Annotated in this window: 1 protein-coding gene; it reads right to left on the bottom strand. The window is 72.4% G+C overall.

The features are described from left to right. Positions 1-275: 275 nt before the first annotated feature. The gene (locus tag ACWPOB_RS22865; protein ID WP_455402228.1) at positions 276-12,386 is read right to left on the bottom strand and encodes an amino acid adenylation domain-containing protein; all 12,111 of its coding nucleotides are present in this window, start codon (positions 12,384-12,386) and stop codon (positions 276-278) included. Positions 12,387-12,440 lie beyond the last annotated feature (54 nt).

Below are 12,440 nucleotides of genomic sequence, written 5' to 3'. Positions count from 1 at the left end.
ACGGACGGCCCGGACCACCGCGCGCGACCGGCGGCGGGGAGATTCCAGCGCTCGCACCGGATCCGACTCGTCACCTGCAGGTTTCGGTGGCGCGAGGCGAAGGACCTCGGCACCGCCTCCCGGCCGTTCGGCACCGCCTTCCGGCCGTTCGGCCGTTCCGACCGCACCCACGGACCCCGCCAAGCCTAGACAATGCACACGTTTGATCCAACTGTTGGACAGCAGACGTTCGATGTCGAATGTGAGCTCGAACACGGCCGCCGCTCACACATGGGTCAGCGATCCACGCCCTCGCATTCCGGGCAGGAGCCGTCGGACGTCCAGCGCGCCAGCAGCGGCCCGAGACGAGCGCACGCACTCGGCCCGGTCATCTCCCAATGCGAGGTCGGCAGGTCGTGCCGGTGCACGCCGCCGGAGACGTACGGTGACCAGTCCCGGCCCGATTCGGGATCCGGCACGGTCTGCGGCGCGGCGCCGACGAAGAGAATGCGTCCCTCGTACCGGGCCGGCACGTGCCGCTCGAGCGCCTCGAACGAGCAGTCGATGCTCGTGAGGACGGACGAGGCGAGGGTGGGATCGATCTCGTCGGCGAGCATCCCGATGTCACCGAGGGCGTACGCCGGTTCCCCGCCGCCGGCGCGGTTCGCACCGAAGGCCGCCGCAGCCACCGCGACCGGATCCACCGGGCCGCGCACGGCATCGGGCAGATAGGCGTCGAGCAGCACGAGCGAACCGACCTCGAGTCCGGCTCGCTGGAGCTGGACCGCCATCTCGTGGGCGATCACCCCGCCGAGGGACCATCCGACCAGGTGGAAGGGACCGTCCGGATGGACCCGCCGGACCTCCGAGACGTACCGCGCCGCCCAGGACTCGATCGAATCCGGTAGGTCCGACTCCCCGGACAGCGCCGGGGACTGCAGTCCGTAGACCGCACGGCCCGGCTCGACGTAGCCGGCGAGCGAGGCGAAGCTCCAGGCGAGGCCGATCACCGGATGGACGAAGAACACCGGATCGCGTCCGTCGTCGCCCTCGCGCAGCGGCAGCAGCACGTCCAGGGAGGAGTCGGCGGACCCGCTCGCCGGCGGCTTCTCCCCCGCCGACCGCTCGATCCGGGCCGCAAGGTCCCCCACCGTCGGATGGGCGAACACCCACTCGAGCGGCACCGGACGGCCGAGCCGGCGCGCGAGTTCCCGCGTCGCCCCCACGGCCACGAGCGAGGATCCGCCGAGGACGAAGAAGTCGTCGTCGGATCCGACCCGGTCCGCAGCGAGGACGTCCGCGAACACCTGCGCAACCGCGCGCTCGACGGGCGTCGCCGCAGCCCGGTAGGACGCCCGCTCGGGCATCGGCGCGGGCAGCGCGCCGCGGTCGACCTTGCCCGTCGTTCCGACGGGGAGCCGGTCCAGGCGCATGATCGAGGCCGGCATCATGTAGTTCGGCAGCTCGTCCGCGAGCGCGCTCCGCAGGGCCGCCCCATCGAGGGCCGACTCGCACTGCGCGGCAACGACATACGCGACGATCCGAGCGCCGGTCGCGGCGTCGTGGTGCACCGTCGCGACCGCGGCCGCCACGGCGGGCAGACGCAGCAGCGCCGCCTCGATGTCCCCGAGTTCGATCCGGAAACCGCGCAGCTTGACCTGGGAGTCTCCGCGGCCCACGTGCTCGAGGACGCCCGCAGGGGTCCACCGGGCCAGATCACCGGTGCGGTACAGACGGCCCCCGGCCCCGAAGGGGTCGGCGACGAACCGGTCCGCGGTCACCCCGGGGCTGCCGCTGTAGCCCCGCGCGAGTTGCCGGCCCGCCAGGTAGAGCTCTCCGGTCACTCCCGCCGGCACGGGCCGCAGCCGCCGGTCGAGTACGTACACGCGGGTGTTCCACCCGGGCACCCCGATCGGCACCTGGTCGGTGTCCGCTCCCGTGACCCGGTGCGCCGTCACCGACACGGCCGCCTCGGTGGGTCCGTACAGATTGACGAGCTCCGCCCGGCTCGACCGGCGCCACGTCCCGGCCACGGCACCCGGTAGCGTCTCCCCGATCGAGAGCACCCGCCGCACCGAGGTCGGCAGCTCTCGGTCTGCACCCGCGATCAGGGCGCTCAGCAGGGACGGAACCAGGTACAGCGTCGTCACGAACTCGCGCTCGACGAGCGCGAGCAGGCGGAGCGGATCGCGGCGAGCCTCGGGATCCGCCACCACCAGCCGGCCGCCACATGTCGTGGCGCCCCAGAACTCCCACACCGACAGGTCGAACGTCGCCACGGTCCGCTGCACCGTCACCTCGTCCGGACCGAACCCGAACTCCGCATGCATCCAGCGCAACTGGTTGATCACCGCGCCGTGGGCCACCGCCACGCCCTTGGGCACACCGGTCGATCCCGACGTGAACAGTATGTAGGCGAGGTTCGAGGGCCGCAGCGGCGCACTCCGATCGGCGTCGGTCACCGGGGCGGCCGAGTACCGCGACAGGTCCACGCTCGAGGTATCGATGACCGGGATCGGCTCCGGCACAACCTCCCTCGCGACGCGCGTGGACACCGCCGTCGCGAGCACCGTCGCCGGCCGCGCCGCCTCGACCATGCGGGTCAGCCTGGTGATCGGCAGCGACGGGTCGAGCGGAACGTACGCGCCCCCGGCGGCGGACACCGCGTACATGGCGACGACGAGGTCCACGGAGCCGGGCATCATCAGACCGACCCGGGTTTCCGGCCCGACGCCGGCCGCCACCAGCGCGCGGGCCAGCCGGGCGACGCGAGCGCCGAGCTCCCCGAAGGTCAGCTGTACCCCGTCCCCGACGAGCGCGACCGCCCCCGGGCGTTCGTGCACCTGGTGCTGGAACAGATCGGGGAGGCGGTCGCCGCCCGCAACCTCGACCCGGGTGTCGTTCGCCGCCTCGAGCAGCGCCCGCCGCTCCTCGGCGCCGAGCAGATCGGCGTCGCCGACCGCCCGATCGGGAACCGAGACGAGTTCGCCCAGGATCCGAACGAACCGGTCCGCGATGGACGTGGCCGCGCGTACGTCGAAGAGATCGGTGGCGTAGGACAGATGCCCGCCGATACCCGCCGGCGTCCCGTCTGCGCCGTAACTGTCGCCGACGATCAGGTGCAGGTCGAACTGGGCGATCTCCCCTGCGACGTCGACCGGAGCCGCGACCAGGTCCGGGAGTTCGAAGGCGACCGCTCCGAGGTTCTGGAACGACAATCCGACCTGGAACAGCGGATGCCGCGCCATGGACCGGGCCGGCGCCAGCGCCTCGACGAGCCGTTCGAACGGGACGTCCGCATGGGCCAGGGCCTGGATGTCCTGCTCCCGGACCTGCGCGAGCAGCGACGCGAAGGAGGCGGCGGGGTCGACCCGCGTGCGGAACACGAGGGTGTTCACGAACATCCCGATCAGGTCGTCGAGGGCCGCCTCACCTCGACCGGCCACCGGGGTGCCCACCGCGACATCCTCGGTGCCGGACAGCCGGGCCAGCAGCACCGCGAAGGCCGTGTGCACGACCGTGAAGGGGGTGGTCCTCGTGGCCGCCGCGAGCGCGGCCACCCTGCCGTGCAGGTCCGCGTCGATCGTGACGGGAACCCGGTCTCCCCGGTAGGACTGCACCGGAGGCCGCGGCCGGGTCGTGGGCACGGGCAACTGGTCGGGCAGCCCGGCCAGTTCGTCGGCCCAGTAGGCGAGCTGGCGGGAGACGCGCGAGGCGGGATCGGCTTCGCTGCCCAGCACGTCCCGCTGCCACAGCGTGTAGTCCGCATACTGCACCGGCAATGGCCGCCATGCGGGTTCACGGCCCTCCCGTCGCGCGCTGTACGCGAGGGCGAGATCCCGGACGAGCGGCGCCACGGAATAGCCGTCGGCGGCGATATGGTGCACCACGACGAGCAGGACGTGTTCGGCCGGGGACAGCCGGAACAGCCGCACGAGAACCGGAACGGACCGGGTGACATCGAATCCGACCGTCGCCGCCGACCGGACGGCGGCCTGGAGTTCCGATTCGTCGACGTCCGTCGGGCGCAGGGCCGGCACACCGGCGCCCGCGGGCAGTATCTGCTGGACCGGGACCCCGTCGACCTCGGGGTAGACGGTCCGGAGGACCTCGTGCCGGGCGACCACGTCGGCGACCGCCGACTGCAGCGCGGCCGGATCCAGTCGCCCGGTCAGCCGCACGGCCATCGGGATGTTGTAGGCCGCCGCCGTCGCCTCGAATCGGCTGAGGAACCACATCCGCTGCTGGGCCGGCGACAGCGGGATCCGCTCCGGACGCGGCCGGGCCACCAGGGCGGGCAGGCCGCCGGACCCGATGTACCGTTCCACGGCTGCCGACAGCGACTCGATCGTCGACGCTTCGAAGATCACGCGCACGGGCACCGACGCGCGCAGCGCCGACCCGATCCGGGCGACGACGCGCGTGGCGATCAGCGAATTCCCGCCGAGCGCGAAGAAGTCGTCGTCGAGACCGAGCCGCTCCGCGCCGAGCACCTCACCGATCACCGAGGCGACGGTCTTCTCGATCGTGGTGGTGGGCGCCCGGAACTCCCGCACGGCAAGGACCGGTTCGGGCAGGGCCCGGCGATCCACCTTTCCGGATGTGGTGAGCGGGAGTGCCCCGAGCACGGTCACCACGTCGGGCACCATGTACCGCGGCAGTAGGCGCCCCACTGCCGTGCGAACGGCGTCCGCGTCGGCCTCGGCACCGTCCGCGGACACGACGTACGCGGTGACCTGCGCGCCGTGGGTCCCGTCGTGGACGGTCACGACGGCCTGCGCCACCTCCGGCTGCGCCAGGAGTGCCGCCTCGATCTCCCCCAGCTCGATCCGCAGACCGCGCACCTTCACCTGGAAGTCGTTGCGGCCCAGGAACTCGAGGGTACCGTCCGGCAACCACCGGACCCGGTCACCGGTGCGGTACAGCCGCGCCCCGCCGGGGTGCGCGACGAACCGCTCCGCGGTCAGATCCGGGCGGGCATGGTAACCGCGGGCAAGTTGCACCCCACCGAGATACAGCTCCCCCGGCACCCCGATCGGCACCGGGTTCAGCCGCTCGTCGAGAACGTGCGTGGTGGTGTTGCGGATCGGGCGGCCGATCGGCACGGTGCCGGCATCGGCGCGACGTCCGGCACAGCGCAGCACGGTCGCGGTGACGGTCGCCTCGGTCGGGCCGTACGTGTTGTCCAGCAGCGCATCCGAGCGTTCGGCGAACCGGGCCGCGAGCTCTGCCGGCAGCGCCTCGCCACCGACGGACAGGTACTTCAGCGTCGCCGGCAGTTCGAGTGCGGGATCGGCGAGGAACACGGCGAGCATCGCCGGAACGAACTCGAGGATGCCGACGGCCCACTGCCGCGACAGGCGGGCCAGGTAGTCCGGGTCGCGATGGCCTCCCGGTGCCGCGATCACGAGCCGCGCACCGACCTGCAGCGGGAAGAACAGCTCCCACACCGACGCGTCGAACGTGATGGGGGTCTTCTGCAGCGCCGTGTCCCCGATGCCGAATTCGTAGCGCTCGCGCATCCACGTCATCTGGTTGACGACGGCGCCGTGGGTGACGGCAACGCCCTTGGGCCGGCCCGTCGACCCGGAGGTGTAGATCACGTAGGCGATGTTCGCCCGATGCAGCGTCGCCAGGCGCTCGTGGTCGGCGAACTCGGTGACCGGCGCCGGGGCGAAGTCCGCTTCGTCGACCACGAGGGCCGGGACGGAATCGGGGAGCGAGCCCCGATCGCACGTCGTGGTCAGCACCACCACCGGCTCGGCGGTGGCCAGGACGTACGCCGTTCGCTCGGCGGGATGCTCCGGGTCGAGCGGCACGTACCCGCCACCGGCCCGGAGAACCGCATAGATGCCGACCATCATCTCGACCGATCGGCTCATGTGGACGCCGACCAGCCGATCGGGACCGACGCCGCACGCGACGAGGCGCCGTGCGAGCTGGTCCACCCGAGAGGCGAACTGCGCGTAGGTCAGCGCGGTGTCCTCGAAGACGACTGCCGTCGCGTCGGGGGTGCGCCGCACCTGCCGGGTGAACGCGTCCAGTACCAACCGGTCGCCGAGCGGCGCGGCGGTCCGGTTCAGCTCGTCGAGCCGGGCACGTTCCTCCGCGGTGCGCAGGTCGATGCCACCGACCGGAACGCCCGGATCGTCCGCCGCCACCTCCAGGATCGACGCGAGCCGGGCGGCGAACGTCCGCACGGTGTCCTCGTCGAACAGGTCACACGCGTAGACGACGGATCCGGCGATCCCCTCCCGGCGCCCCTGCTCGTCGCGCATCTCGGTCAGGTGGATCTCGAGATCGAGTTTGGCGCCGCCCGTGGCCGTGCCGACCGGCGCGATGTGCAGGTCCGGCAACGCGATCTCGGAGCGGGTGAAGTTGTGCACCACGAGCAGCACCTGGAACAGGGCCGAATGCGCGGTGGACCGGACGGGATCGAGGATCTCCACGAGCCGTTCGAGCGGAACGTCGGGGTTGCCGAAGGCGGCGAGGTCGACCTCCCGCACGGCGGCGAGGATCTCGGCGAACGTGGCGCCCGGGTCGATCCGGGTACGCAGCACGAGGGTGTTGCCGAACATCCCCACGAGATCGTCGAGTGCCTCCTCGCCGCGGCCGGCGACCTGTGCCCCGACGGGAATGTCGTCGGTACCGGACAGGCGGGCCAGCAGGACCGCGAGCGCGGCGTGCGCGAGCATGAAGAACGTCACCCCGTGATCCCGGGAGAGCCGATCGAGCCGGGCGGCCAACGCCTCGTCCAGGGTGAAGTCGACGCTCGCGCCGCGCCCGGTCTGCACGGCGGGCCGCGGGCGGTCGGTGGGCAGTTCCACCAGGTCCGGCAGGTCCGCCAGCGCCGTGGTCCAGTAGTTCAACTGGCGCGCGAGCGCCGAATCGGGGTCGTCCTCGGAGCCCAGCACGTCCTGTTGCCACAGTGCGTGGTCGGCGTACTGCACCGGCAGCGGAGTCCACTCCGGTGCCCTGCCCGCTCTGCGGGACAGGTACGCGGTGGCCAGATCCCGCGCCATCGGGGCCCGGGATCCGCCGTCGCTCGCGATGTGGTGAACGACGACGACCAGCACGTGGTCCCGGTCGGTGAGCCGCAACAGGGCCGCCCGGACGGGTACCGCACCGGTGACGTCGAACCCCCGGGAGACGAGTGCGGCGATCCGCGGGTGCAGTTCGTCCTCGGCCACGTCCTGTGCCGCCAGATCGAGCGGTACGTCCTCGAGCGGAACGATGACCTGGAACGGTCCGGAGTCGGAGTCGGGGAAGACGGTGCGCAGGGCCTCGTGCCGGGCGAGGAGGTCGCGCAGTGCCGCCTGCAGCGCCGGCACATCCAGCGCCCCGGTCAATCGCAGCACGAGCGGGATGTTGAAGGCGGCGGAGTCCGGGTCGAACCGGTTGAAGAACCACATCCGCCGCTGCGCGAGCGACAGCGGAATCCGCTCGGGGCGCCGCCGGCGGCGCAGGGGCATCCGGGACGGGACCGCGACCGGATCCCCCATCCGCGCCGCCAGGGCCGACACGGTCGGCGCTTCGAACAACGTCCGCACCGGGACCCGGACGCCGAGGGCGGCATCGAGCCGCGCGATGACCTGCATCGCGAGCAGCGAGTTGCCGCCGAGCGCGAAGAAGTCGTCGGCGCGGCCGACCCGCTCGACCCCGAGCACGGCCCCGTACACGTCTGCGACCGCCTGCTCGTCGGACGTGGCGGGGGCGCAGTACTCGGCCGACTCGGGCAGCGGCACCGGCAGTGCCCGCCTGTCCAGCTTGCCACCGGCAGTGAGAGGCAGGGCGTCGAGCACGACGAGGTGGCCGGGCACCATGTGGTTCGGCAGTTCCCCGGCGAGGAACTCGCGCAGGTGCGCCGGGTCGGGCACGACGCCGGCCGCGCCGACGACGTAGCCGACGAGCCTGTCCCCGCCGCGCGGATCGGTGTGCAGCACCGTGGTGGCCTGCGCGACGGAGGGGTTCCGTTCCAGGGCGGCGTCGATCTCGCCGAGTTCGATCCGGAATCCACGCAGCTTGACCTGGAAGTCGCTGCGCCCGAGGTACTCCAGTTCGGCGACCGCGCCGGTGCTGCGCCACCGGACCACGTCCCCGGTCCGGTACATCCGCGTGCCCGGCGCTCCGAACGGGTTCGCCACGAACCGTGCCGCCGACAACCCGCTGCGCCGGTGGTAGCCCCGCGCGAGCGCGGCCCCGGCCAGGTACAACTCGCCGGCCACGCCGGACGGCACCGGCCGCAGCCGGGAGTCCAGCACCAGTGCGGCCGCCCCCGGTACGGGCCGGCCGATGGTGACCCGACGCCCGGGCTGCAGCCGCGCGAACGACGAGATGATCGTCGTCTCCGTCGGCCCGTAGCCGTTGAAGTAGCTCCGTCCCGGCGCCCACCGCGCCAGCAGTTGCGGCGATGTCACGTCCCCGCCGACGGACACGACCTCGAGACGGTCGAGTCCCGACGGATCGACCGTCCCCAGCACCGCCGGCGTGACGATGGTGTGACTGACCCGTTCGGCCCGTAGCAGTTCCGCGAGTTCGGGTCCGCCGACGACCGTCGAGGGCACCACGACCAGGGTCGCGCCCTGGGAGAACGCGGCCATCCACTCGAGCACCGACGGATCGAAGCTGGGCGAGCACACGTGCAGGAACCGCGCGCGCGACGTCACGCCGTACAGCGTCACCGCGGCACCGAGCAGCGGGTCGAGACCCGCGTGGGTGACCACCACACCCTTGGGATGCCCGGTCGACCCCGACGTGTAGATGACGTACGCCGCGTGCTGCAGCGACAGCGGCCGTACCCGCTCGGCGTCGGACATCCGGGCGGCGGATCGTGCCGCGACGGCCCGCACGACCTCGGGATCGTCCAGCTCCAGCCGGGGCGGGGACTCGGGCAGTGCGGGGGCGTACGAGGTAGTGGTCAGGCACACCGCCGCACCGGAATCGGCGAGCATGTACCGGACCCGCTCCGCCGGATAGGACGGATCCACCGGAACGTGCGCGGCGCCGGCCTTCGCGACCGCCCACACGCCGAGCACCATCTCGTAGGAACGCGGGAGCGCCAGCGCCACCACGTCCTCGGGGCCGACGCCGCGTGCTGCCAGCTCCCGCGCGAGCCGGGACGACGACTCGTCGAGCTCGCGGTAGCTGATCGTGCGGTCCTGGTACCGGACGGCCGGCGCCTCGGGGTCCCGGGAGACCGCCGCCGTCAGGATCTCGGCGAGCGTGCGGGCACCGCTCGGGGCGTCGTCCGGGGCACGGGTGAGCCGGTCGGCTTCGTCGTCGGCAAGGAGCGCCAGGTCACCGACCGGCACGGCCGGGTCCGCCACGGCGGCGGCCAGCAGCCGCACGAACCGTCGCGCGAATCCGGCCACCGTCTCGTCGTCGAACAGATCCCTGGCGAAGACGAATTCCGCCGACATTCCCGCCGGTCCCCCGTCGGGGTCCGTGTGTTCGCGCAGCGTCAACGACAGATCGAACTTCGCGGTGGCCACATCGAACGGCATCGCCGCCACGCTCAGGCCCGGCAGCTCGAGACCCGCGGGGGGCAGGTTCTCGAAGGCGATGGCCACCTGGAACAGCGGGTGCCGCGCGGTCGAACGCTCCGGCGCGAGCAGTTCCACGACGCGCTCGAAGGGGATCTCCGCGTGGGTGAACGCCTCCAGGTCGCTCTCGCGGACCCGCGCGAGATGCTCCGCGAACCCGGAACCGGGATCGACCCGGGTGCGCAGCACCAAGGTGTTGACGAACATGCCGACCATCTCGTCCAGCGCGGCGTCACCGCGGCCGGCGACCGCGGTACCCACGGCGATGTCGTGCGACGACGACATCCGGGCGAGGAACACCGCGAGCGCGGTGTGCAGGACCATGAACAGGGTCGACCCGCACTGCTGTGCCAGTTCCCCCGCCCGCCGATGCGTCGGGGCGTCGATATCGAATTCGACCCGGCCGCCGGCGAAGGACTGCACCGGCGGGCGGGCCCGATCCGTCGGGAGGTGCAGTTCCGCGGGGAGATCCGCGAGGACCCGCCGCCAGTACTCCGCCTGTGCCGAGAGGGGACTGTCCGCATCCCGCTCCGATCCGAGCACCTCACGCTGCCACAGCGCGAAGTCCGCGTACTGCAGCGGCAACGGCTCCCATCCCGGTTCCCGGCCGGCGGCACGCGCGGAATACGCGGTCATCAGATCGCGCGTCAACGGCGCCATCGACCAGCCGTCGGCGCTGATGTGGTGTGCCACGAACACGAGCACGTGCTCGTCGTCCGCGACCCGGAACAGCCGCACCCGGAACGGCACCTCGGCGGTCACGTCGAATCCGGTGGCCACCACGTCGGCGATCCGGTCCGCCAGATCCGTTCCGGGCACCGATTCCGACGCCCAGTCGGGCGTGTATCCGGCGGCGGGAACGACCGTCTGGTACGGGCGCCCGTCCGCTTCGGGATACCTGGTCCGCAGGATCTCGTGCCGGACCGCGATGTCGGACACCGACTTTCGCAGGGCGTCGACGTCGAGCCGGCCCGTCAGCCGGATCGCCACCGGGATGTTGTCGGCCGCGGAGGCCGGATCGAACCGATTGAGGAACCACATCCGCTGCTGCGCGAACGACAGCGGTACGCGGTCCGGGCGCTCCCGCGCCACCAGCGGAACAGCGTGTGCCGCCGCACCACCCGACTCCAGGTGCGCCGCCAATGCCGCCACGGTCGGCGCCTCGAACACCACCGGCACCGGCACCCGCGTCTCCAGGGCCGCACCCAGGCGCGCCACCAACCGGGTCGCGAGGAGCGAATTTCCCCCCAGCTCGAGGAAGGAGTCGTCCACGCCGACGCGCTCGCGCCCGAGCACCTCGGCGAACACCGACGCGACCGTCTCCTCGACCGGGGTGCGCGGCGCCCGGTATTCCCGCTCCGCGAACACCGGTTCGGGCAGCGCCGCCCGATCGAGCTTCCCCACCGGCGTCAGCGGCACCGCGTCGAGCACCATCACCAGGGCCGGCACCATATGGCGGGGCAGCGTCTCGGCCAACCCGGCGAGCACCGCCGGCACGTCCACCCGGGTTCCGGCCGCGGGCAGCACGTACGACACCAGTGCCGTCTCCCCCGACGGCAGCACCTTCCCGACGGTCGCGGCGAACTCGATGTCCGGCCGGGCTGTCAGGGCGGCGTCGATCTCACCCAGTTCCACCCGGAACCCGCGGATCTTGACCTGGAAATCGCTGCGCCCGAGGTACTCGATCGGGCCGTCGGCCGCGCGACGCACCAGGTCTCCCGTCCGGTACATCCGGGTTCCCGGATCCGACCCGAACGGATCGGCCACGAACCGCTCCGCCGTCAGTCCCGGCCGGCGGTGGTAACCGCGCGCCACCTGGGCGCCCGCCAGATACAGCTCACCCACCACACCCGGCGGCACCGGCCGCAACCGGCCGTCGAGCACGTACGCCGCCAGTCCCGGGATCGGGGTGCCGATCGTGATCGGCCCGCCCGCCACCAGCGGCGCGCTGCTGGTCGCCAGGATCGTCGCCTCGGTCGGCCCGTACGCGTTGAAGAACCGCCGGCCGGGACCGGCCCACCGGCTCACCAGTTCCGGCCCGAAGGCCTCCCCGGCCGCCACCACCACCCGCAGGTCGGCCAGACCCGTGGGATCCACCGAACTCAATGCCGCCGGCGTGATGAACACGTGGGTCACCGCGTCGGCCGCCAGCACCTCGGCCAGGTCGGCACCGCCGCCCACCGACGCCGGCGCCACCACCACCGTCGCACCCGCGGAGAACCCGATCAGCAACTCGAGCATCGAGACGTCGAAACTCGGCGAGCACACATGCAGCACCCGCGCGTCCGCGCCGACCCCGTAGTGCTCCCGCTCGGCGGAGATCACGCCGGCGATCCCGGCGTGGGTGACCGCCACCCCCTTCGGGCGGCCCGTGGAGCCGGAGGTGTAGATCATCCAGGCGACGTCCGGCCCGTCGAGCGCGCGCGTCCGGTCGGCGTACGAGACCGGATGCCCGGGCAGCTGCCCGACCTGCCCGGCCACCGCCGCATCGTCGAGCAGCACCTGTTCGACTCCGGCCGGCACCGCGGCCGCGAAGTCGCTCACCGTCATGCACAGCGCCGCGCCGGAATCGGCCAGCATGAATTCCACCCGCTCGAGCGGGTAGCGCGGATCGACGGGGACGAACGTCGCGCCCGACTTCGCCACCGCCCACAACGCGAGCACCGACTCCACCGAACGGGGTATCGCCACCGCGACCACGTCGCCCGGCCCGATGCCCCGGCCGATCAGCCACCGCGCCCACCGCGACGACCTCTCGTCCAGCTCGCGATACGACAGGGAGGGGCCACCGGCGGCGCCCACCACCGCCGGATGGTCTCCGCGTTCCTCCACCGCGGAGGTCAGCAGAGTCGGCAGCAGTGCCACGCGCGTGGCCCGATTACGCGACCGGCCTGGTTCCCGGCGCCGCACCCCCGGCTC

It is taken from the genome of Rhodococcus sp. 2H158 (assembly GCF_053764755.1).
Note: the sequence above shows the minus strand (reverse complement) of the source record. Positions and strands in the feature narration are given on the sequence as shown.